The sequence below is a fragment of the Ancylobacter vacuolatus genome, from assembly GCF_030813595.1.
GTDB classification, from domain to species: Bacteria; Pseudomonadota; Alphaproteobacteria; order Rhizobiales; family Xanthobacteraceae; genus Ancylobacter; species Ancylobacter vacuolatus.
Genome location: NZ_JAUSUH010000003.1, coordinates 295270 through 318808 on the forward strand (window position 1 = coordinate 295270; position 23539 = coordinate 318808).

Annotated in this window: 18 protein-coding genes; 15 read left to right on the top strand and 3 right to left on the bottom strand. The window is 68.8% G+C overall.

Features of this window, described 5'->3' with window-relative positions:
• Positions 1 to 125: 125 nt before the first annotated feature.
• The 5 genes from J2S76_RS09175 (at position 126) to folD (ending at position 5963) form a co-directional block, all read left to right on the top strand.
• Positions 126 to 398 (top strand): sarcosine oxidase subunit delta, encoded by a 273-nt coding sequence (locus J2S76_RS09175; protein WP_307059696.1) that lies wholly within the window; start codon positions 126 to 128, stop codon positions 396 to 398.
• Positions 395 to 3367, top strand: a complete 2973-nt coding sequence (locus tag J2S76_RS09180; protein WP_307059698.1) for a sarcosine oxidase subunit alpha family protein — start codon at positions 395 to 397, stop codon at positions 3365 to 3367. The genes J2S76_RS09175 and J2S76_RS09180 overlap by 4 nt, the downstream gene beginning before the upstream one ends.
• Positions 3360 to 3983, top strand: coding sequence for a sarcosine oxidase subunit gamma (locus J2S76_RS09185; RefSeq protein ID WP_307059700.1), 624 nt, complete (start codon positions 3360 to 3362; stop codon positions 3981 to 3983). Before J2S76_RS09180 ends, J2S76_RS09185 begins: the two co-directional genes overlap by 8 nt.
• A gap of 93 nt (positions 3984 to 4076) precedes the next feature.
• Positions 4077 to 4946 carry a formyltetrahydrofolate deformylase gene (purU, locus tag J2S76_RS09190; protein WP_307059702.1) on the top strand — a complete coding sequence of 290 codons (870 nt, stop codon included), beginning with the start codon at positions 4077 to 4079 and terminating at the stop codon, positions 4944 to 4946.
• Between the two features lie 147 nt (positions 4947 to 5093).
• Positions 5094 to 5963: a bifunctional methylenetetrahydrofolate dehydrogenase/methenyltetrahydrofolate cyclohydrolase FolD gene (gene folD, locus J2S76_RS09195; RefSeq protein ID WP_307059703.1), complete on the top strand. Its 870-nt coding sequence runs from the start codon at positions 5094 to 5096 to the stop codon at positions 5961 to 5963.
• Between the two features lie 27 nt (positions 5964 to 5990).
• Here the strand turns inward: folD and J2S76_RS09200 are convergent, their stop codons facing one another.
• Together J2S76_RS09200 and sthA are read right to left on the bottom strand one after the other, a co-directional pair.
• Positions 5991 to 7526: an FAD-binding oxidoreductase gene (locus tag J2S76_RS09200; RefSeq protein WP_307059705.1), complete on the bottom strand. Its 1536-nt coding sequence runs from the start codon at positions 7524 to 7526 to the stop codon at positions 5991 to 5993.
• A gap of 197 nt (positions 7527 to 7723) precedes the next feature.
• Positions 7724 to 9118, bottom strand: coding sequence for a Si-specific NAD(P)(+) transhydrogenase (gene sthA / locus J2S76_RS09205; RefSeq protein ID WP_307059707.1), 1395 nt, complete (start codon positions 9116 to 9118; stop codon positions 7724 to 7726).
• A gap of 181 nt (positions 9119 to 9299) precedes the next feature.
• Here sthA and J2S76_RS09210 point away from each other — a divergent pair, with 181 nt between their 5' ends.
• The 7 genes from J2S76_RS09210 to J2S76_RS09240 all read left to right on the top strand — a co-directional run bounded on the left by J2S76_RS09210 (position 9300) and on the right by J2S76_RS09240 (position 15914).
• A complete protein-coding gene (locus J2S76_RS09210; protein ID WP_307059709.1) occupies positions 9300 to 9968 on the top strand; it encodes a helix-turn-helix domain-containing protein in 669 nt (222 codons plus the stop codon).
• Between the two features lie 141 nt (positions 9969 to 10109).
• Complete coding sequence (locus tag J2S76_RS09215; RefSeq protein ID WP_307059711.1) at positions 10110 to 10991, top strand: class II glutamine amidotransferase; 882 nt, start codon at positions 10110 to 10112, stop codon at positions 10989 to 10991.
• The gene (locus J2S76_RS09220; protein WP_307059714.1) at positions 10988 to 11713 is read left to right on the top strand and encodes a GltB/FmdC/FwdC-like GXGXG domain-containing protein; all 726 of its coding nucleotides are present in this window, start codon (positions 10988 to 10990) and stop codon (positions 11711 to 11713) included. The genes J2S76_RS09215 and J2S76_RS09220 overlap by 4 nt, the downstream gene beginning before the upstream one ends.
• A gap of 7 nt (positions 11714 to 11720) precedes the next feature.
• Positions 11721 to 13058 (top strand): FMN-binding glutamate synthase family protein, encoded by a 1338-nt coding sequence (locus J2S76_RS09225; protein WP_307059716.1) that lies wholly within the window; start codon positions 11721 to 11723, stop codon positions 13056 to 13058.
• A gap of 237 nt (positions 13059 to 13295) precedes the next feature.
• Complete coding sequence (gene glnT, locus J2S76_RS09230; protein ID WP_307059718.1) at positions 13296 to 14600, top strand: type III glutamate--ammonia ligase; 1305 nt, start codon at positions 13296 to 13298, stop codon at positions 14598 to 14600.
• A 294-nt stretch (positions 14601 to 14894) separates the two neighbouring features.
• The gene (locus tag J2S76_RS09235) at positions 14895 to 15056 is read left to right on the top strand and encodes a hypothetical protein (RefSeq protein ID WP_307059721.1); all 162 of its coding nucleotides are present in this window, start codon (positions 14895 to 14897) and stop codon (positions 15054 to 15056) included.
• Between the two features lie 696 nt (positions 15057 to 15752).
• Positions 15753 to 15914 carry a hypothetical protein gene (locus J2S76_RS09240; RefSeq protein WP_307059723.1) on the top strand — a complete coding sequence of 54 codons (162 nt, stop codon included), beginning with the start codon at positions 15753 to 15755 and terminating at the stop codon, positions 15912 to 15914.
• 342 nt (positions 15915 to 16256) lie between these two features.
• On the opposite strand, the gene J2S76_RS09245 is transcribed toward J2S76_RS09240, so the two are convergent.
• Entirely contained in the window at positions 16257 to 17705 is a 1449-nt protein-coding gene (locus J2S76_RS09245; RefSeq protein WP_307059725.1) for a helix-turn-helix domain-containing protein, read from the bottom strand.
• Between the two features lie 265 nt (positions 17706 to 17970).
• Between J2S76_RS09245 and J2S76_RS09250 the strand changes: the two genes are divergently transcribed.
• From J2S76_RS09250 to J2S76_RS09260, 3 genes are all read left to right on the top strand, one after another.
• Positions 17971 to 19506 carry an acyl-CoA carboxylase subunit beta gene (locus tag J2S76_RS09250; RefSeq protein WP_307059727.1) on the top strand — a complete coding sequence of 512 codons (1536 nt, stop codon included), beginning with the start codon at positions 17971 to 17973 and terminating at the stop codon, positions 19504 to 19506.
• 146 nt (positions 19507 to 19652) lie between these two features.
• Positions 19653 to 21668 (top strand): acetyl-CoA carboxylase biotin carboxylase subunit, encoded by a 2016-nt coding sequence (locus J2S76_RS09255; RefSeq protein WP_307059730.1) that lies wholly within the window; start codon positions 19653 to 19655, stop codon positions 21666 to 21668.
• Between the two features lie 8 nt (positions 21669 to 21676).
• Positions 21677 to 23536: a methylmalonyl-CoA mutase family protein gene (locus J2S76_RS09260; RefSeq protein ID WP_307059731.1), complete on the top strand. Its 1860-nt coding sequence runs from the start codon at positions 21677 to 21679 to the stop codon at positions 23534 to 23536.
• Positions 23537 to 23539: the final 3 nt, after the last annotated feature.

Sequence of the window (23539 nt, forward strand, 5' to 3'; positions counted from 1 at the left end):
CCCCTCACCCCATCCCTCTCCCCCACGGGGAGAGGGAGCCGGCCGCCCTTCACCTCTCCCCGTGGGGGAGAGGTCGGATCGCCCCGCGATCCGGGTGAGGGGCTTCCTCCCAAAGGTGCCGCCTGATGCGTATCCCCTGCCCCTATTGCGGCGAACGCGACGCCCATGAATTCGCCTATCTCGGCGACGCCACCCTGACGCGCCCCGACCCGGCGGCGGCGGAGGCGGAACAGGCGTTCCACGATTATGTCTATCTGCGCGACAACCCGGCCGGGGCGCATGAGGAGTGGTGGTACCACGCCAATGGCTGCCGGCAGTGGCTGCGCGTCGCGCGCGACACCCGCACCCATGCCATCTCAGGCGCCGTTGCCGCGCGTGTTGCGGGAGAGCCGGCATGAGTACGTCCAACCGCAACCGTCTCACTGCCGGCGGCCTGATCGACCGGGCCCGCCCGCTCGGCTTCAGCTTCGACGGCACGCGCTACCGCGGCTATGAAGGCGACACGCTGGCCTCGGCGCTGCTGGCCAATGGCGTGCGGCTGGTCGGGCGCTCGTTCAAATATCACCGCCCGCGCGGCATCTTTTCCGCCGGGGCGGAGGAGCCGAACGCGCTGGTGGAGCTGCGCTCCGGCGCGCGGCGCGAGCCCAACAGCCGCGCCACCGTCACCGAACTCTATGACGGGCTGGAGGCCGCCAGCCAGAACCGTTGGCCCTCGCTCGCCGTCGATGCGCTGAGCCTCAACCGCTTCCTCCAGCCGTTTCTCGGCGCCGGCTTCTACTACAAGACCTTCATGTGGCCCGCCGCCTTCTGGGAGAAGCTGTATGAGCCGATCATCCGCCGCGCCGCCGGGCTCGGCCGGGCGGCGGAGGAGGCGGATCCCGATCATTACGAGAAGGCCACCGCCTTCTGCGATGTGCTCGTCATCGGCGCCGGCCCGGCCGGGCTGATGGCGGCGCTGGCGGCCGGGCGCGCGGGGGCGCGGGTGATCCTCGCCGATGAGGACTTCCTGCCCGGCGGCGGGCTCAATGCCGAGGCCGGCGATGTCGGCCGCAAGCCCGCACCGGCCTTCGCCGCCGAAATGGTGGCGGAACTCATGAGCCTGCCCACTGTGCGGGTGATGACCCGCACCAGCGTGTTCGGCGTCTATGACAGCGGCACCTATGGCGCGCTGGAGCGGGTGAGCGACCACCTCCCCGAGCCCGCCCCGTTCCAGCCGCGCCAGCGCCTGTGGCGCATCATCGCGCGGCGCGCCGTGCTGGCGGCAGGCGCCACCGAGCGGCCGATCGTGTTCGGCGGCAATGACCGGCCGGGCGTGATGCTGGCCGGGGCGGTCGGCACCTATGTGCAGCGCCACGCCGTGCTGCCGGGGCAAAAGATCGCGCTGTTCGCCAATAATGACGGCGCGTGGCGGGAGATGCTGGCGGCACATGCCGCCGGGGCGCCTGTTGAGACCATTATCGACGTGCGCACCGAGGTGGCGGCAGACCTCACCCAGGCGGCGCGGGCCGAGGGCATCCGCGTGCTGACCGGCGCACAGGTGATCGCCACCGCAGGCAAGACGCTCACCGGGCTCACCGTCGCCACCGCGTCGGGCACCGAGCGCATCGCCGCCGACACGCTCGCCGTCTCCGGCGGCTGGTCGCCTTCGGTGCACCTCACCTGCCACCATGGCGGCAAGCCGCGCTGGGAAGAGGCGATCGCCGCCTTCGTGCCGGGCACGTGCCCGCCGGGGCTGAGCGTGGCCGGGGCGGCCAAGGGCGTGTTCGGCCTCGGCGCGTGCCTGAAGGACGGCGCGGCCATAGGCGCGGAAGCCGCGCAGGCGCTCGGCTTCACCGTGCCCGCCCTCGACGTGCCTGATGTGGCGGACGCCCCCTTCGCTCTCACCCCGTTCTGGCATGTGGAAGGCTCGAAGGGCGCGGCCTTTGTCGATTTGCAGAACGACGTCACCGCCAAGGATGTCGGCATCGCCCATAAGGAGGGCTTCCGCTCGGTCGAACTGCTCAAGCGCTACACCACGCTCGGGATGGCGACCGACCAGGGGCGCACCTCCAACGTCACCGGCCTCGCTATCATGGCGAGCCTCACCGGCGCCTCGATCCCCGAGACCGGCACCACCATCTTCCGCCCGCCCTATACGCCCGTCTCCATGGGCGCGCTGGCCGGGCACCATCGGGGCAAGGATTTCCGCCCGGTGCGCCTTACCCCGACGCATGAATGGGCGCGCGCGCAGGGCGCGGTGTTCATCGAGACCGGGGCGTGGCTGCGGGCGCAGTATTTTCCGCGCAACGGCGAAAAAGACTGGCTGGAGACGGTGTCGCGCGAGGTGACCTCGGTGCGCGCCGGCGTCGGGCTGATCGACGTCTCGACCTTCGGCAAGATCGACCTTCAGGGCCGCGATGTCGGCGCCTTCCTCGACCGCGTCTACATTAACGGCTTCGCGGCGCTCGCGGTGGGCAAGGCGCGCTATGGCGTCATGCTGCGCGAGGACGGCATGGTGATGGATGACGGCACCACCGCCCGGCTGGCGCCCGAGCATTATGTGATGACCACCACCACGGCCAATGCGGCCAAGGTCTATCAGCATCTGGAATTCTGCCTGCAGGTGCTGTGGCCGGAGCTCGACGTGGCGCTGTCCTCGGTCTCCGAGCAATGGGCGCAGATCGCCCTTGCCGGCCCGCGCGCCCGCGACGTTCTCGCCCGGGTGGCCGATGGCGATGTCTCGAACGCGGCGCTGCCCTTCATGGGCGCCATCGAAGGCACGGTCATGGGCGGGGTGAAGGCGCGGCTGTTCCGCCTCTCCTTCTCCGGCGAGCTGGGCTATGAGATCGCCGTGCCCGCCCGCTTTGGCGCGGCGCTGGCGCAAGCGCTGATGCAGGCGGGTGAAGAGTTCGGCATCACGCCCTATGGCATCGAGGCGCTGGGGGTGATGCGGATCGAGAAGGGCCATGTCTCCGGCAACGAATTGTCCGGCCAGACCACGGCCGGCGATCTCGGCTTCGGCCGCATGGCCTCGACCAAGAAGGACTATATCGGCCGCACGCTCGCGGCGCGACCGGGCCTCACCGATCCCGACCGGCCGGCCTTTGTCGGCTTCAGGCCGGTGGACCCCTCGCGCCGGCTGCGGGCGGGCGCGCATTTCCTCCCCCTCGGCGCGGCGCCCACGATGGCGAACGATCAGGGCTACATGACCTCGGTCGCCTATTCCCCGCATCTGGGCCACTGGATCGGCCTTGGCCTGATCACACGCGGGCCGGAGCGCCTGGGCGAGCGGGTGCGCGCCTATGACCCGGTGCGCGGCGAGGAAATCGAGGTAGAAATCTGCGCGCCCGGCTTCATCGATCCGGAAGGAGTGCGCCTTCGTGGCTGACCATTCGTCTCACGATCCCCTCGCGGGCATCCCGTTCGACCGTGTGCCCCCTTCCGGTGCCTATGGCGCGGGCGGGGCGGCGGGCGTCACCGTCGCCACCACGGACACGCCGTTCATCGCGCTGGTCGTCGCCCGCAACGGCTTTGCCGCCAGTGTGGCGGGCCGGCTCGGCCGCGCCTTCGGGGTGGAAGTGGCCGACCAGGCCCGCGCGGCGATCGGCGCCGCCTCCACCGTGGTCGGCACCGGGCCGGGGCGCTTCCTCGTGCTGTCGAAGACCGAGCCGGACCTTGCCGGCACGCTGCGCGCGCTGCTGGGGGTTGAGGCGGCGATCACCGAACAGGACGACGCCTATGTCACCTTCGACCTCGCGGGCGACAAGGTGCCCGATCTCATCGCCAAGGGCGCGCTGATCGACCTCGATCCGCGCGTGTTTCTGCCCGGCCACGCCGCCACCACCGTGATCGCCCATATCGGCGTGACCCTGTGGCGGGTGCATGAGAGCGGCTGGCGCCTGCTCGTGGCGCGCAGCCTGGAGGCGAGCTTCACGCGTTTCCTCGTCGCCAGCGGCGCCGAGTTTGGCCTGCGTCTGGAGAACGGGACAGCGGGACGAGGTTGACGGCGGCGCGCCGCGCGCTTTCCCCGTCACCCCTTCTCCCCTAGAACGGCCCGGCGCCTTTGCGGCGCACCGGCGTTTCGACGAGACAGACTCATGACCGACAGCACCGAACCCTGCATCCTCACCCTCTCCTGCCCCGACCGGCCGGGCATCGTCGCCGCCGTCGCGACCTTCCTGTTCGAGCATGGCGGCAACATTCTGGAGGCGCAGCAATTCGACGCCACCGAGAGCGGCCGCTTCTTCATGCGGGTGATGTTCGACCGCGCCGCCGGCTCCGGCCCGCTGGAGGCGCTGAAGGCGGATTTCGAGGCCGTCGCGGAAAAGTTCGCGCTCGACTGGCGCCTGCGCCCGCGCAGCCAGAAGCGGCGGGTGATGTTGCTGGTGTCGAAATTCGACCATTGCCTCGCCGATCTGCTCTATCGCTGGCGGATCGGCGAGATTCCGATGGAGATCGTCGCCATCGCCGCCAATTACCCGCGCGAGACCTACGCCCATCTCGACCTTGCCGGCCTGCCCTTCCACTATCTGCCGATCACCAAGGCGACCAAGATGGAACAGGAGGCCCAGCTGTGGGAGCTGTTCCAGTCGAGCGGCGCCGAAGTGGCGGTGCTGGCGCGCTACATGCAGGTGCTCTCGGACGGGCTGTCGGCCAAGCTCTCGGGGCGCTGCATCAACATCCACCATTCCTTCCTGCCCGGCTTCAAGGGCGCCAAGCCCTATCACCAGGCGCATGAGCGCGGGGTGAAGCTGATCGGCGCCACCGCGCATTACGTCACCTCCGACCTCGACGAGGGCCCGATCATCGAGCAGGATGTCGAGCGCATCAGCCATCAGGACACCGCCGAGGACCTGGTGCGCAAGGGCCGCGACATCGAGCGCCGGGTGCTCGCCCGGGCGCTGGCCTGGCACCTCGACGACCGGGTGCTGTTGAACGGCCACCGCACCGTGGTATTCCGCGACTGAGAACGGCGCGTGCGTCGAGACGCGGGGCGCTGCCCCGCTGCTCAGCATGACGAAGGCGCGCAGCGCGCCGTCGCCTCAGAATGACGGCTTGCCGGGCCTCGAAGGACGCAGGACAAAGCCGTAAAGCGATCCGCGCTGGAGGAAAACATGGTCGAAACCCGCCTGATCGACGGCAAGGCGTTTGCCGAGACGATGCGCGCCCGCCTCAAGGATGACGTGGCCGCCTTTGTCGCCGAGACCGGCGTGACGCCGGGCCTCGCCGTGGTGCTGGTGGGCGAGGATCCCGCCAGCGCGGTCTATGTCCGCAACAAGGGCAAGCAGACGCTGGAGGCCGGTATGGCCTCGATCGAGCACAAACTGCCGGCCGACACCGCGCAGGATGACGTGCTGGCGCTGGTGCGGGCGCTGAACGCCGACGACGCCGTGCACGGCATTCTCGTGCAGCTGCCTTTGCCCGCGCATATCGACGCGCAGGCGGTGCTCGCCACCATCGACCCGGCCAAGGATGTCGACGGCTTCCATGTGGTGAATGCCGGCCGGCTCGCCGTGGGGCTGGAGGCGCTGGTGCCCTGCACCCCGCTCGGCTGCGTGATGCTGCTCAAAGACACGCTCGGCTCGCTAGCCGGGCTGGAGGCGGTGGTGGTCGGGCGCTCCAACATCGTCGGCAAGCCGCTCGCCCAGCTGCTGCTGCGCGAGGACTGCACCGTCACCATCGCCCATTCGCGCACCCGCGACCTGCCGGGCGTGTGCCGGCGCGCCGACATTCTCATCGGCGCGGTGGGCCGGCCGGAGATGATCCGCGGCGACTGGATCAAGCCGGGCGCCACGGTGATCGATGTCGGCATCAACCGGGTGGCGGGCGCGGACGGCAAGGGCCGGCTGGTCGGCGATGTGGCGTTCGCCGAGGCGAAGGGCATTGCCGGGGCGATCACCCCGGTGCCCGGCGGCGTCGGCCCGATGACCATCGCCTGCCTGCTGGCCAACACGCTCACCGCCGCGCGGCGGCAGGTGGGGTGATGCGGGCCCCCGCGCCGGCGGCCGCGTTCAGACCGCCTGCGGGAAGCTGAACAGGTTGCCGGGGTCGATTTGCGCCTTGATTTCGGCCAGCCGGACGGAATTGGCGCCGTAATAGCGGGCGCGCCAATCGACGAGCGAGGTGTCGGGGAAGTTGATGAAGGCGCCGTGCCCGCCGGCATGGCCGACCGTGTGATATAGCTCGTCCTGCCATTTCTTGGCGGCGCGCACGATCTCCGGGCGCACGGTGTCGTCCTCGCTCCAGCTCACCCCGGCCACGGCCAGCCACCGGCTGCCGCGATGGACGAAGGCGCTCGCCGCCGGCGCGATCTCATTGATCCGCCCGCCGGTCTGGAAGAAGAACAGGTCGCCATGCGCGCCCGTGCCGGGCCAGCGCACCAGATGGTGGAAGGCCTTCTCCAGGAACGCCTCGGAGGGCGCGGTGTCGAGAAAGGCGGAGCGCTCGCGGTACCAGGCCGGTGCGCCGGGCTCCATCAGGAATTCCTGCGCCTCCCAATAGGGCAGTTCGCGGATGTCGGTCCTTTCAGGCGCGGCGACGGCCATGACCGGCTGCAGCAGCTTTTCAAAGGCCTGCCGGTCGCCGGCGAACTGGCCGAGCAGCGTCACTCCCACCTGCCGCCCGCCCGCGTGGAGGGTGGGCGTCACCCCCGCGAGACTGATGCGCGTGCCGAGCGTGACCGGCGCGCCATCGAGCGTGGCGAACAGGGCCCGGGCCACCGCCAGCGTCTTCTGCCGCCAGACGATGCGGAAGGCGGTCAATTGGCTGTCGGCCGGCACGGTCTCGAAGGTGAAGGAAGTGCTCACCCCGAAATTGCCACCGCCTCCGCCCCGGGTCGCCCAGAACAGGTCCGGCTCCTCGGTGGCGGAGAGGGTGCGCACCCGGCCGTCGGCAGTGACGATCTCGGAGGCGACGAGCATGTCGGAGGCGACGCCGAGCCGGCGCATGTTGAAGCCGATGCCGCCGCCGAGCACGAAGCCGGCGACGCCGACCGTGGGGCAGCGGCCATGGGTCATCATCCGCCCGGCCTGGCGCAGCGCATCATAGATCGGCTGGTTGATCGCGCCGGCGCCGACCTTGGCCCGCCCGGTGGCGGGGTCATAGGTGATGGCGTTCATCGCCGACATGTCGATCAGCAGGCCATGGGTGGTGGAGAAGCCGGCATAGGAGTGCCCGCCGCCGCGCACGGCGAAGGGCACTTCATAGTCCTGGCACCAGCTCAGCACATGGCCGATCATCTCAGGCGTGCGGCAGCGCACGATGGCTTCCGGCCGGACATGGCGGAAGCGCAGATTGTTCGGCAGCGCCTCGGAAAGGAAGCCGGCATCGGAGGGGCGCAGCACCGCGCCATCGGTGAGGCGGGCCAGCGCCTGCCAGCGATCGACCGGCGGGCTCGGCGGCGGGACTGGGGCAGGCTGGGTTGATGCCGGGGTAGATGCCTGGGTAGATGCCTCCTGCGCCCGCAACGGCGCGAAGCCGGCCAGCGCGGCGCTGGCCGCCGTGCCCATGATCAGGCTCCGGCGGCTTAGGCGTGCCGTCGACGTCATTCGGGTCCCCTCCCCTCGTTCCCGCACCCCGCGCCCCCCACAGGCCCGCGCCCGGGGAGCGGCGATGGCGCCCGCTTTTGCAATGCCTCCCATATCGGCGCGCGGTTGTGAAGCACCGTCGATCGCAATCGCTAAAATTGTAGTATACAATCCTGGATTGCGGATATCGGGCGCGCCTCCGAGCCGGGCGGCCGGCCTCACACCCGGGTCATGCGGTTCCAGGCATCGAGGCCGGCGATCTTGTAGGCTTCGGCGAGGGTGGGATAATTGAACGTGTTCTCGATGAAATAGTCGATCGTGCCCTTGAGGTTCAGCACCGCCTGGCCGATGTGGATCAGCTCGGTCGCGCCCTCGCCGACGATGTGCACGCCCAGCAGCCGGCGGGTCTTCACCGAGAAGATCATCTTCATCATCCCGCTGTTCAGCCCCATGATGTGGCCGCGCGAGGTCTCGCGGAAGCGGGCGATGCCGCATTCATAGGGAATCTCGCGCTTGCGCACCTCTTCCTCGCTCATGCCCACCGTGGACATCTCCGGCACGGAATAGATGCCATAGGGGAAGAATTCCGGCGGGGGCGGCGGCTCCAGCCCGAAGGCGTGGCAGGCGGCGACGCGGCCCTGCTCCATCGAGGTGGAGGCAAGGCTGGGAAAGCCGATGACGTCGCCCGCTGCATAAATGTGCGGCACGGCGGTCTGCAGCGTCTTCGGCTCGACGCCGATGCGGCCGCGATGATCGACGGCGAGGCCGGCGGCTTCCAGGTTCAGCCGGTCGGTGGCGCCGACGCGGCCGGCGGCGAAGAGCAGCATGTCGGCATGCACGGTACGCCCGTCCGCCAGCTTGCACACCGGCCGCTCGCGCGCGTCCAGCGTGATCGAGGTGACGGCGGCGCCGAAGCGCAGCGCGACATTGCGATCACGCAGCTCATGGACGAATTCCTCGATCAGCTCCTTGTCGATGAAGTCGAGAAAGGTGGAGCGCGGCTCGATCAGCGTGACCGACACATCAAGCGCGCTGAAGATCGAGGCATATTCGACGCCGATGACGCCGGCGCCGATGACCGCGAGGCTGCGCGGCAGCCGGGGCAGGTCGACGATTTCGTCGCTGTCGAACACGCTCATGCCGTTGAAGGGCACATAATCGGGCCGGAACGGGCGGGTGCCCACCGCGATCAGCACATGGGCGGCCGTGACCTTGTCGACCTCGCCGCCCTCGGCGGTGATCTCGATGGTGTGCGCATCGAGAAAGCGGGCCTCGCCGCGCGCGGTCTTCACCGCATTGCGGGCGAACTGGTGTTCAAGCACCTCGACTTCGTGGTCGAGCGTCTTGTGCAGCCGCGCCATCAGGTCGGCGGCGCCGATATCCTGCTTGACCCGGTAGGAGCGGCCATAAAAGCCGCGCTCGCGCCAGCCGGAGAGGTTGAGCACCGTCTCGCGCAGGGTTTTCGAGGGGATGGTGCCGGTGTGGACCGAGACGCCGCCGACGCGGCGGCCCTTCTCCACCACCAGCACCGACTTGCCGATCTTGGCGGACTGGACGGCGGCACGGCGGCCGGAGGGGCCGCTGCCGATGACAATCATGTCGAAATCGTACATGGAAGCGCGGGACCATTCTGCTGGCGGCAGGACATTACCGCCTATCGATGCACGATGAATGCCAAGCCTCCATGACGGAGGCACAGGCGTGCAGGGTCGATCCTGCCGGCGCGGGCTGGCTCGGGGCTTGCTTTCGCCGGCGGAACGGGTCCCATCGCCGGGGCGAGCGGAGGGAACGGACGTGGTGAATGGCGGGCGGCGCAAGCCGGGCGGGGCGGCGGAGGAGCCGGCCGAGGACCTGACCACCGGCTCGGGCGCGCCACTGGTGCGCGAGCGCACGCTGGAACAGGCGCTGGGCCAGCATGTGCGGGCGATACGGCACGATCTCGACCTCACCGTCTCCGATCTCGCCAGCGCCGCCGGAATATCGGTGGGCATGCTCTCGAAGATCGAGAACGGGCTGATCTCGCCCTCCCTCGGCACGCTGCAGGCGATTGCCGGCGTGCTCAACGTGCCGATCTCCACCCTGTTCACCACCTTCGAGGAAAAGCGCGACTGCTCCTATGTCCCCGCTGGCGGCGGGGTGCGGATCGAGCGGCGCGGCACCAAGGTCGGGCACCTTTATGAGCTGCTCGGCCATGCGGTCGGCGGCGAGGTGGCGGTCGAGCCCTATCTGATCACGCTGAGCGAGGAAGCCGTGCCCTATACCGGCTTCCGCCATGCCGGGGTGGAGTTCATCCACATGCTCTCCGGCGAGGTGAACTACCGCCATGGCGAGCGCACCTATCACCTCAAGCCCGGCGATTCGCTGCTGTTCGACAGCGCCGCCACCCATGGGCCGGAGGAACTGCTGGTGCGGCCGATGCGCTATCTCTCGATCATCATCTATCCCCGCGAGAGCGACCGCTGAGCGTCTCCCGGTAAAAGCGCCTTTTTCTTCTCAAGAAAATATTATTCCCGGATTATTGACGCCCGCGCGGGGCGCTCCTAAAAGATTGGGCAAGGCCTTTGCGCCGTCTGTCCCCTCTTTTGCCTGCAGGAGTATTCCGCCATGTGCGGCATTGTCGGCCTGTTCCTGAAGCAGCCGAAGCTGGAGCCGGAACTCGGCGCCCTGCTTTCGCAGATGCTCGACATCATGTGCGATCGCGGGCCGGATTCGGCCGGCTTCGCCGTCTATGGTGCCGGCACCCCCGGCTTCGTGAAGCTCACCCTTCGCGGCCCGGCCGGCACCGATTTCGCCGCGCTGGGGGACAAGATCGGCCATCCCGTCATCGCCCGCGACACCCATGGCGTGATGAGCGTGCCGGTGGCCGAGGAAACCACGGTCCGCGCCGCGCTCGCCCGCCTCGCCCCTGAGGTGCGCGTGGTCGGCGCCGGCACCCGCATGGAGCTCTACAAGGAGGTCGGCCTGCCGGCCGATGTCGCCAAGCGCTTCGAGCTGGAGACGATGAGCGGCACCCACGCCATCGGCCACACCCGCATGGCGACCGAGAGCGCCGTGACCACGGCGGGCGCCCACCCCTTCTCCACCGGGCCGGACCAGTGCCTGGTGCATAATGGCTCGCTGTCCAACCATGCCGGCGTGCGCCGCCTGCTCGCCCGCGAGGGGCTGGAGGTGACGACCGAGAACGACAGCGAGGTGGCCGCCGCCTACCTCACCTACCGCATGCGCGGCGGCGACAGCCTGGGCGAGGCGCTGGAGCATTCGCTGGGCGACCTCGACGGCTTCTACACCTTCGTCGTCGGCACCGAGAGCGGCTTCGGCGTGCTGCGCGACCCCATCGCCTGCAAGCCGGCCGTCATGGCCGAAACCTACGATTACGTCGCCTTCGCCTCCGAATACCGCGCGCTCGCCGGCCTGCCGGGCATCGAGACGGCGCGGGTGTTCGAGCCGGAGCCGGCCAAGGTTTATTTCTGGGATCGTGCCGCATGAACCTCTCGCTGAAGCCTGAAGCTGCCGAGGGTGAAACCCTCGTCGACCTCGCCACCACCCCGCTGCGCGCGCTGAACGGCGCGCTGCACAAGCTGGCGGCCGACACCAACCAGACGCTGTGGACGGTCGCCAACCCGGCCGGTCGCCACGCCATCGCCGCCGGGCTGGACGCGCCGATCACCGTCGAGATCGACGGGCCGGTCGGCTATTACTGCGCCGGCATGAACAAGCAGGCGCGCGTCATCGTCCATGGCAATGCCGGCGTCGGCGTCGCCGAGAACATGATGAGCGGCTTTGTCCATGTGAAGGGCGACGCCAGCCAGGCCGCCGGCGCCACCGCCCATGGCGGGCTGCTCATCATCGACGGCAACGCCTCGGCCCGCTGCGGCATCTCGATGAAGGGCATCGACATCGTGGTGAAGGGCTCGATCGGCCATATGAGCGCCTTCATGGCGCAGGCCGGCACCCTCACCGTGCTGGGCGATGCCGGCGAGGCGCTGGGCGACAGCCTGTATGAGGCGAGGCTGTTCGTGCGCGGCTCGGTCGCCAGCCTAGGGGCCGACTGCATCGAGAAGGAGATGCGCGAAGAGCACAAAGCGCTGCTCGCGTCCAAGCTGGAAGCGGCCGGCCTGCTCGGCGAGGTCGATATCTCCGAGTTCCGCCGTTACGGCTCGGCCCGCACGCTCTATCATTTCCACGTCGACAACGTGTCGAGCTATTGAGGGCGCGATGACCGACCACAGCAATACTCCGCGCACGACGCCCCGCGCGTCCGCCACCTTCGACGATTACACGCTCTCGGAAATCCGCCGCGCGGCGGCCACCGGCATCTATGACATTCGCGGCGGCGGGGCGAAGCGGAAGGTGCCGCATTTCGACGACCTGCTGTTCCTCGGCGCCTCGATGTCGCGCTACCCGCTGGAAGGCTACCGCGAGAAGTGCTCGACCGAGGTCGTGCTCGGCACCCGCTTCGCCAAGAAGCCGATCCAGCTGAAGATTCCGATCACCATTGCCGGCATGAGCTTCGGCTCGCTTTCGGCCAACGCCAAGGAAGCGCTGGGGCGCGGCGCCTCCGCCATGGGCACCTCCACCACCACGGGCGATGGCGGCATGACCAATGAGGAGCGCGGGCACTCGACCCAGCTCGTCTACCAGTATCTGCCCTCCCGCTATGGCATGAACCCGGACGACCTGAAGCGCGCCGATGCCATCGAGGTGGTGGTCGGCCAGGGCGCCAAGCCCGGCGGCGGCGGCATGCTGCTCGGCCAGAAGATCACCGAGCGCGTCGCCGGCATGCGGACGCTCCCCGTCGGTATCGACCAGCGCTCCGCCTGCCGGCACCCGGACTGGACCGGGCCGGACGACCTCGAGATCAAGATCGAGGAACTGCGCGAGATCACCGATTGGGAAAAGCCGATCTATGTGAAGGTCGGCGCCGCCCGTCCCTATTACGACACGGCGCTGGCCGTGAAGTCCGGCGCCGATGTGGTTGTCGTCGACGGCATGCAGGGCGGCACCGCCGCGACGCAGGAGATCTTCATCGAGCATGTCGGCATCCCGACGCTCGCCGCCGTGCGGCAGGCGGTGAAGGCGCTGCAGGACCTCGGCATGCACCGCAAAGTGCAGCTGATCGTCTCCGGCGGCATTCGCAACGGGGCGGACGTCGCCAAGGCGCTGGCGCTCGGCGCCGATGCGGTGGCGATCGGCACCGCCGCGCTGGTGGCGCTGGGTGACAACGACCCGCATTATGCCGCCGAATATGAAGCGCTCGGCACCCGCGCCGGCGCCTATGACGACTGGCACGAGGGCCGCGACCCCGCCGGCATCACCACGCAGGACCCCGAGCTGATGAAGCGGCTCGACCCGATCGCCGCCGGGCGCCGGCTCGCCAATTATCTCGCCGTGCTGACGCTGGAGTGCCAGACCATCGCGCGGGCCTGCGGCAAGAGCCATGTGCACAATCTGGAGCCGGAGGACCTTGTCGCCCTGACCATCGAGGCCGCCGCCATGGCCAATGTGCCCCTCGCCGGCACCGACTGGATTCCGGGGCGGAACGGCGGGTTCTGAGCGGCGGCGCACCGGGAAGGAGGCCCACGGTTTCAGCATCCTTCGAGGCCCGGCCGCTGGCCGGGCACCTCAGGATGACGTGGGCCTTCCAAGCGACGTCATCCTGAGGTGCCGCCGCAGGCGGCCTCGAAGGATGCCCCAGCAGAAGGGCCGACCGGCGCCGCCGGAATCACGGCCTCGGAAATGCATCACCAACGAGCCCCAACGGGCCGGGGAACAGCGAAACCGGATTGCACCATGGCCAATGATCTCGCTCACGCCGCCAAAGAACTCGGCATCAAATATTTCCTGATCTCCTATGTCGACCTGTTCGGCGCGCTGCGGGCCAAGCTGGCCCCGGCCTCCGCCATCTCAGGCATGCAGCGCTCCGGCGCGGGCTTCGCCGGCTTCGCCACCTGGCTCGACATGAGCCCGGCCGATGCCGACCTGTTCGCCGTGCCTGATGCCTCCAGCCTGATCCAGCTGCCGTGGAAGCCGGAAGTCGGCTGGCTCGCCTCCGACCTGGTGATGAACAACGAATTGGTGGCGCAGGCGCCGCGCAATGTGCTCAAGGCCACCATGCAGGGCGCCGGGAGCCTCGGCTACCAGATGAAGACCGGGGTGGAATGCGAGTTCTTCCTCACCAATGCCGACGGCACCAAGATCTCGGATACCGCCGACAACGCCACCAAGCCCTGCTACGACCAGTCCGCCCTGATGCGCCGCTATGAGGTCATCAAGGAAATCTGCGACTGCATGCTGACCCTCGGCTGGGGCCCGTACCAGAACGACCATGAGGACGCCAACGGCCAGTTCGAGATGAACTGGGATTTCGCCGACGCGCTTGTTACCGCCGACCGGCACGTGTTCTTCAAGTTCATGGCCCGTTCCATCGCCGAAAAGCACGGGCTGCGCGCCACCTTCATGCCCAAGCCCTTCATCGACCTCACCGGCTCGGGCTGCCACATGCACACCTCGCTGTGGGGGCCGGACGGCGCCAATCTGTTCGAGGACGAGGAGGGCGAGCTGGGGCTTTCCGCGCTCGGCTACAATTTCATCGGCGGGCTGATCCATTCGGCCGACGCGCTGTGCGCCTTCACCAACCCGACGGTGAATTCCTACAAGCGCATCAACGCCCCGCGCACCGTCTCCGGCGCCACCTGGGCGCCGAACACCGTCACCTATACCGGCAATAACCGCACCCACATGATCCGCATCCCCGATGCGGGCCGGCTGGAGCTGCGCCTGCCGGACGGCGCCGCCAACCCCTATCTCGCCCCCGCCGCCATGCTGGCCGCCGGGCTCGACGGCATCCAGAACCAGCGCGACCCAGGCAAGCGGCTCGACATCAACATGTACACGGATGGCCACAAGGTGAAGGGCGCCAAAAAGCTGCCGCTGAACCTGCTCGACGCCATCCGCGCGCTGGAGAAGTCCAACGTGCTGCGCAGCGCGCTCGGCGCGCCGCTGGTGGAGGGCTACACCAAGCTGAAGCACGAGGAATGGAACGCCTATTCCCGCCACCTGACCCAGTGGGAGCGCGACAACACGCTGGATATCTGAAGTCGGCTGCGTGCTTCGAGGCCGCCCGGCGGGCGGCACCTCAGCATGACGAAGGTCCTTCCATCTTCCTCGATACACCGTCATGCCCGGCCTTGTGCCGGGCATCCACGTCTTTGGACGTCGCGCAAGCAGTGGATGGCCGGGCCAAACCCGGCGATAAACGCTCACCGCACCGCGCAGCCCTCTCATGCCCTTGCCGGGAACGGCACCACAACGCGCCGTTCGGTATCCGCTTGACGCGGCGTCCGGGCGATAGAATATAGAATCGAGTACCCTTGGCGCGGAACGAGCTCGATGACCCTTCCTCCGAATCAGCAATCCGCCCTCGTCCGGGGCCCGGACCTGCGCGACACGAACAAGCCCGCATGGCGCGCGCCGGTCTGCCGGCCGGTGCCGCTGCCGGCGTCGACGCTTCTTGATTCGAACTTCAGCACTGATGGTTTTATTGGTTCCTGATCCCTCACGGGCCGAGCCGCAGCACACAGCGGTGCCGTACCTGCGCCAGTGACGGCCGAGAATGGCCGCTCCTGGCCGCGCTGTGTACCGGCTTGACGCGCGTCAAGGTTGATTGACTGCCAATCAAGTTACCTCGGGCGAGGAGGAAGCTTGATGACCCTTTATCCGAACCAACGTCCTACCCTCGTTCCAGACCGGAATAGGCGCGACGCACAGAAGCCCGCGTGGCGCAAACCGGTCTGCCGGCTGGTGCCGCTGCCGGCGTCGACGCAGTTCGATTTGGACTCCAACGGCGATAGTATGCTCCAGTCCTAATTCACTACAGGACGACCCGCGCGGCCGAGCCGCTCCGGCGCAAGCGGCGTTTCACGCGGCCGGTCGCCCCTTCCCCGTTTCGCCACCTACCCGGTGGGAGCGCGACAACAGGCGGGATAGCTGAGGCGGGTCTGCCCCCTCGCCGGCGTCATCGCGGAACGGTCGCGAGGCCGTATCCGGGATCGCATCCAGCTCTATCCTGCACGCGATCCCGGCGCTGCGGCTTCGCCTCCGGCCGGGATGACGACGCAAACAGGACCTCTCCCCGCCGGCGCGTTCACTCCCGCACTGCGAACGGCTACAGGCGACCGTTCGGTAGCGGGTTGACGGGCCGGTCGCCGACGGCGACAAGAGTGGGATACCTTCCTTACGGACGAACACATGACGACATCCCCGACGCCGCCCGCCGCCGCTCGCGTCGACCGGAACAAGCGCGACATGCCGAAGCCCGCCTGGCGCACGCCCGTCCTTCGGCAGGTGCAGCTGCCACTGGCGACGCTGGAGAACCCGAACAACAGCGGTGATGCGGCTGAGCTTTCCTGACCGGATAGGACAGGCGGCGCCGATCACCGGATATCGGCCCAGTGAATCGTCGCTGCGCGCTCCCTTCAGCTCGACCGGCGGGGCGGCTGTGCCGCGCTGACGCGAAGAGCGGACCGCCCCTGCGTGCGCCATTCCGCGCTCCAGGTGTCGCGTCCCGGTTGTGCGCCATCCCTTTTGGGAGCGCGACGAAGGGTGGGAGTGCTTGGGGAGGGACGCCTCTCCCCCAAAGCGACGCCATGCCCGGCCTTGTGTCGGCCATCCACGTCTTTGGATCTCACCGAAATCGTGGAGGACCGGGCCAGGCCCGGCCATGACGTGGCCGGCGCTTCAATCGTGTCTCCCTCACTCCCGCACCGCGAACGGCACCACGTCGCGGCGGTCGGGATCGAGCACGATTTCGCGGTCGAGCGGGGGGAAGGCGCGTTCCGGGCAGGCGGTGCGCGGGCAGATGCGGCAATTGACGCCGAGCGGCGCCACGGCGGCCGATTTCAGGTCCAGCCCATCGGCGTGGACGAGTTCTCCGGCATAGGAAATCTCGCAGCCAATGCCGAGCGCGAAGCGGCGCTCGCGCGCGCCATGGCGCAGCGCCGGCTTTGACGTGCCGCGCGCCAGGCAGAGATAGCGCACCCCGTCCGGCATCTCGCCCAGTTGCACCAGCGTGCGAGCCGGCTGCTCGAACGCCTCGTGCACATTCCACACCGGGCAGGCGCCGCCATAGCGGGCGAACTGGAAGCGGGTGGCGCTGTGGCGCTTGATGACGTTTCCGGCGCGGTCGACTTTCAGGAAATAGAACGGCACGCCCTTCTCCCCCGGCCGCTGCAGGGTGGAGAGGCGGTGGCACACCTGCTCATGGCTCGCCCCGGTCATGACGGCGAGGCGGTCGAGATCGTGCCGTGTCTCGCGCGCCAGCCGGGCAAAGCGGCGATAGGGCAGCAGCAGCGCGCCGGCATAATAGTTCTGCAGCGACAGCCGGCACACCTCGCGCGCCGTCGTGCTGCGGAAATCGGCTTCGCGCACGTGCCGGTCGATCAGCTCGCTCTGCTCGAAGCGGGCGATGAGCGCGGCGAGGCGGAAGGCGCGGCTGGCGGGGTCGAGCGTGCGCGCCAGCGTCGCCACCCGGCGGTGGCGGTCATAGGCCAGCAGCGGCGCGTCGAGCTGGGTGGACGCCGTCATCTCCACCGCGATGGCGTGGCTCTGCCGCAGATGCTCCACCAGCACCGCCACCGCATCGTCGCGGCCGAACAGGTCGAGCGCGGCATTCCGCTCCTCGCCCGCGCGGTCGAGGCCGTCGACATAATTGTCGATGTAGTGGAAATGGTCGCGCACCTCCTCATAGGGCGCGAGGTTGCGCGCCTCGTCGGGCGGCGCGGCGCCATCCACCTCGCGCGCCACCGAGACCACCGCGTCGTCCTGGGCGGCGCGACGCTCCTCCAGCCGGCGCAACGCCCCGTGCAGGCGCAGGAAGGCATGGGCGAAGGCGGGGGCGTGGGTGGTGGCGTTCTTCAGATCCTGCAGGCTCGGCTCGATGCCGCGAAACACCGGATCGGCCAGCGCCTCGCGCAGATCGGCGACGATGCGGTCGAGATCGTCGGCGCCGAAGCGGGTGATGTCGAGATCGAAGACGCGGCTGATCGCCAGCAGCACGGCGGCGGTGACCGGGCGCTGGTTGCTCTCGATCTGGTTGATGTAGCTCGGGGAAAGCGCCAGCCGCCGGGCGAAATCCATCTGCGTCAGCCCCAGCCGCTCGCGCACATGGCGCACCGCATGGCCGGCGAAGACTTTCTTGGACATGAGGCGGGTCTCCAGATGCTGCGGAACCTGCGCCTTTCCTCTCCCCGTCGGGGAGAGGTGGCCCGCGAAGCGGGTCGGTGAGGGGCGACGACGCTGGACACCTCTCACCCCAACCCTCTCCCCGACGGGGAGAGGGGGCAGGACGTGACCCCGTCATTTTTGTGAAAATTTTACAACTTCACGATCCGCATTTTCACAGCTTATGTTTTCCGCCGCAAGCGCCTAGAACGGTTGCAACGGTCCGCATAAAGGCTGGGGGAGCGCCATGAAGCCTATTCTCGACGAGCTGGAACAGCGGCGCGCCGGTGCCCGGCTCGGCGGCGGTGAAAGGCGCATCGCGGCCCAGCACAAACGCGGCAAGCTCACCGCGCGCGAGCGGCTCGAACTCCTGCTCGACACCGGCTCCTTCGAGGAATTCGACACCTTCGTCCAGCACCGCTGCACCGATTTCGGCATGGACAAGGCCGAGAAGATCCCCGGCGACGGCGTCGTCACCGGGTGGGGCACGGTGAACGGGCGCAAGGTGTTCGTCTTCGCCAAGGACTTCACCGTGTTCGGCGGCTCGCTCTCGGAAGCGCATGCGGCCAAGATCACCAAGATCCAGGATCTGGCGCTGAAGACGCGGGCGCCGATCATCGGCCTGTTCGATGCCGGCGGCGCGCGCATTCAGGAAGGCGTGGCGGCGCTGGGCGGCTATGGCGAGGTTTTCCGCCGCAACGTGCTGGCGTCAGGCGTTATCCCGCAGATTTCCGTCATCATGGGCCCCTGCGCCGGCGGCGATGTCTATTCCCCCGCCATGACCGACTTCATCTTCATGGTGCGCGACACCTCCTACATGTTCGTCACCGGGCCGGAGGTGGTGAAGACCGTCACCAATGAGAGCGTGACTGCGGAAGAACTCGGCGGCGCCAAGGTGCACACGACCAAGTCTTCGGTGGCCGATGGCGCTTTCGAGAACGATGTCGAGTGCCTGTTGCAGATGCGCCGGCTGATTGACTTCCTGCCCGCCTGCAACCAGTCCGGCGTGCCGGTGTGGCCGAGCTTCGATGATGGCGAGAGGCTCGACCCCTCGCTCGACACGCTGGTGCCGGAGCACCCGAACAAGCCCTATGACATGAAGGAGCTGATCTCAAAGGTCGCCGACGAGGGCGATTTCTTCGAGATTCAGCAAGGTTTTGCCAAGAACATCCTCACCGGCTTCGGCCGGGTGGAGGGGCGCACGGTCGGCTTTGTCGCCAACCAGCCGATGGTGCTGGCCGGGGTGCTCGATGCCGACGCCTCGCGCAAGGCGGCGCGTTTCGTGCGCTTCTGCGACGCTTTTGAAATCCCGATCGTCACCTTTGTTGACGTGCCCGGCTTTTTGCCCGGCACGGCGCAGGAATATGGCGGGCTGATCAAGCACGGCGCCAAGCTGCTCTTCGCCTATTCCCAGGCCACCGTGCCGCTGGTCACCGTCATCACCCGCAAGGCGTTTGGCGGCGCCTATGACGTGATGGCCTCCAAGCATATTGGCGGCGACGTCAACTATGCCTGGCCCACCGCGCAGATCGCCGTGATGGGCGCCAAGGGGGCGGTGGAGATCATCTTCCGCGCCGATATCGACGATCCCGAGAAGATCGCGGCGCGGACCAAAGAATATGAGCAGCGCTTCCTCTCGCCTTTTGTGGCGGCCGAGCGCGGCTATATCGACGAGGTGATCACCCCGCGCTCGACCCGCAAGCGAATCGCGCGGGCGCTGGCGATGCTGGTGTCGAAGAAGGTCGAGGCGCCGATGAAGAAGCACGATAATCTGCCGTTATAGCGACCTTTCTCCCTCTTCCCGTCGGGGAGAGGGTTGGGGTGAGGGGCAACGCAGCCTCGACATCCCGAAGCCGCCATCCCCCTCACCCGGCGCTCCGCGCCGACCTCTCCCCACCGGGGAGAGGTGAAGTAGAGGCCCCGAGAACAATGTTCTCCAAGATCCTCATCGCCAACCGTGGCGAGATCGCCTGCCGGGTCATCAAGACCGCCCGGCGCATGGGCATTGCCACCGTCGCGGTCTATTCCGATGCCGACCGGGACGCGCTGCATGTGGAGATGGCGGATGAGGCCGTGCACATCGGCCCCGCACCCGCCGCGCAGTCCTATCTCGATGCCGAGAAGATCATCGCGGCGGCCAAGCAGACCGGGGCGCAGGCGATCCACCCCGGCTATGGCTTCCTCTCCGAGCGGGCGAGCTTCGCGCAGGCGCTGAAGGCGGCCGGCCTCGTCTTCATCGGCCCGAACCCCGGCGCCATCGAGGCGATGGGCGACAAGATCGAATCGAAGAAGGCGGCGGCGGCGGCCAATGTCTCCACCGTGCCCGGCTATCTCGGCGTGATCGAGGATGCCGGCCACGCCGCCCGCATCGCCGACGAGATCGGCTATCCCGTGATGATCAAGGCCTCGGCCGGCGGCGGTGGCAAGGGCATGCGGATCGCCCATTCCCGCGACGAGGTGCAGGAAGGGTTCGACCGCGCCCGATCGGAGGCGAAGTCCTCCTTCGGCGACGACCGGGTGTTCGTCGAGAAGTTCATCGTCCAGCCGCGCCATATCGAGATCCAGGTGCTGGGTGACAAGCACGGCAATGTCATCCATCTGGGCGAGCGCGAATGCTCGATCCAGCGCCGCAACCAGAAGGTTGTCGAGGAAGCCCCCTCGCCGCTGCTGGACGAAGAGACCCGCGCCCTTATGGGCGCGCAGGCGGTCGCCCTCGCCAAGGCCGTGAACTATGACAGCGCCGGCACGGTGGAATTCGTCGCCGGGCAGGACAAGTCGTTCTATTTCCTCGAAATGAACACCCGCCTGCAGGTGGAGCATCCCGTCACCGAGCTCATCACCGGCATCGATCTGGTCGAGCAGATGATCCGCGTCGCGGCGGGCGAGGCGCTGACGCTCACGCAGGCGGACGTGAAGCTGAACGGCTGGGCGGTGGAGAGCCGCGTCTATGCCGAGGACCCCTATCGCGGCTTCCTGCCCTCCATCGGCCGGCTCACCCGCTATCGCCCGCCAGCGGAGGGGGTGGCGGACGGCATCACCGTGCGCAACGACACCGGCGTGTTCGAGGGCGGTGACATCTCGCTCTATTACGACCCGATGATCGCCAAGCTGATCACCCACGCGCCGACGCGGGCGCAGGCGATCGAGGCGCAGGCGGACGCGCTCGATGCTTTCGCCATTGACGGCATCCAGCACAACATCCCGTTCCTCTCGGCGCTGATGACGCATGAGCGCTGGCGGGCCGGGCGGCTCTCCACCGGCTTCATCGCGGAGGAATACCCGGACGGCTTCCACGCCACCGCGCCGAGCGACAAGCTCGCCCGCACGCTGGCGGGCGTGGCGGCGGTGATCGACAATGTCGGCAATGCGCGCAAGCGCAAGATCTCCGGCCAGCTCGCCGGGCGGCCTGTCGTGTTCGAGCATCAGCGCGCGGTGCAGCTCGGCGGGCTCACGCTGGCCTGCGAAGTGGACCGGGCGGCGGGCGGCTTCATCGTCAGCTTTCTCGACGAGGCCGGCCGCCCGCTCTCCACCCATGAGCTGCGCTCGGGCTGGCAGCCGGGCGAGCCGGTGTGGAGCGGCGTCTTCGACGAGGAGGCGCTTGCCGTGCAGGTGCGCCCAAGGCTCAATGGCGTGGCGCTGGCCCATCGCGGCATCGCGGTGGAGGCCATCGTCTATACAAGGCGCGAGGCGGAACTCGCCGCGCTGATGCCGGTGAAGGAACAGGCAGGCAGCGGCAAGCACCTGCTCTGCCCGATGCCCGGCCTCGTCGTCTCCGTCGCGGTCAGCGAGGGGCAGGAGGTGAAGGCGGGCGAGACGCTGGCGGTGGTCGAGGCGATGAAGATGGAGAATGTGCTGCGCGCCGAGCGCGACGCCACCATCGCCCGCGTCCACGCCAAGGCCGGCGACAGCCTCGCCGTCGACGCCGTCATTCTCGATTTCGCCTGAGAGGGGAAATGGACCAGCCCGCGCTCGACCTCGACAGCTTCCCGCCCGCCACGCGCGTGGACTGGCTGGCGCTGGTCGAAGGCGTGCTGAAGGGCGCGCCTTACGACAAGCGGATGCTAACCCGCACGCCTGACGGTTTCAGCCTCGACGCGCTGCCCGAGCGGCGGCGCGACGCCGCCCCCATCGCCGGCCGCCCGGCCGGGGCGCCGTGGAAGGTGATTGCCCGGCTCGACCATGACGACCCCGCGAGCGCCAACGCGCAGATGCTGGAAGACCTCAATGGCGGGGCAGACGGGGTGTCGCTGGTGTTCGCCGCCTCGCCCTATGCCGGCGGCTTTGGCCTGCCGGCGCGGTTCGAGGAACTGGCCGCGACGCTGGAGGGGCTGATGCCCGACATGGCGACGCTGCGGGTGGAGGCCGGCGGCTTCCAGGGCCGCGACATCGCCCTTGCGCTGGCCCGGCTGTTCGAGAAGGCGGACCCCGCCGTGCTCGACCTGCGCTTCGGCCTCGATCCGATTGGCGATTTCGCCGCGCGCGGCGCCGCGCCGATCGACTGGGGCACGCTCGCCGCCCGTCTCGGCCAGACGGTGACGGCGCTGCGCGGGCGCGGCCTCACCGCGCCGATGGTGCGGGCGGATGGGCGGCTGCACCATGGCGCCGGGGCCACCGACGCGCAGGAACTCGCCGCCGTGCTCGCCACCGCTTTGGCCTATCTCCGGGCGCTGGAGGCGGCAGGCCTGCCGCTCGATGAGGCGGCGCGCAGCATCGAGGTGACGCTGACCGCCGATGTCGACCAGTTCGGCACCCAGGCCAAGCCGCGCGCCTTCCGGTTGCTCTGGCAGAACGTGCTGGAAGCCTGCGGGCTCGCGCCTTCCCCGGTCGCGCTGCACATGGAAACCGCGTGGCGCAGCCTCACCCGGCACGACCCCCATGTGAACCTGCTGCGCGGCACCATCGCCGCCTTCGCCGCCGGGGTGGGCGGGGCGGACAGCGTGAGCGTGCTGCCCTTCACGCAGGCGATCGGCCTGCCGGAGCCGGAAGCGCGGCGGCTGGCGCGTAACACCCAGCTCATCCTGATGGAGGAATCCAACCTCCACCGCGTCGCCGATCCCGGCGCCGGGGCGGGGGCGATCGAGGAGCGGGCGGAAAAGCTGGCGGCGGCCGCGTGGGACCTCTTCCGCCAGATCGAGCGCGAGGGCGGCATGGTGGAAGCCCTCGAATCCGGCGCCTGGCAGGCGCGGCTCGGCGCGGCGCGGGCGGCACGGGCCAAGGACGTCGCCACCCGCCGCCTGCCGCTCACCGGCACCTCGGAATTCCCGCTGCTCGGCGCGGCGGTGCCTGTCGTGATTGCCCCCGCCCGCCGCCGCGCCGCCCCTGCGCCGGCCGAGGGCGCGCTGATGTGCGAGCCGTTGAAGGGCGAGCGGCTTGCCGAACCGTTCGAGCGCCTGCGCGCGGCGGCGGCGGCCAGCGCACCGCGCGTGTTCCTCGCCGCGCTCGGCATGCCGGCGGATTTCACCGCCCGCGCCGGCTTCGCCCGCGCCGCCTTCGAGGCCGGGGGGATCGCGGCGCCCGGCACGGATGGTTTCGCCGATATGGCGGCGCTCACGGAAGCCTACCACGCCTCCGGCGCCCGGCTCGCCTGCCTGTGCGCGTCCGACGCGATCTATGCCGCCTCGGCGGTGGAGGCGGCCACCGCGCTGAAGGCGGCGGGGGCTGTGAGGGTGTACCTTGCCGGCAAGGCGGGGGAGGATGAACCCGCCCAGCGCGCCGCCGGCATTGACGGCTATCTCTTCACCGGGATCGATCTCGTCGCCTTCCTCGAGGGCGCGCAGGCGGCACTCGGCATTGCGGTAGGTTTGGAACCATGAGCC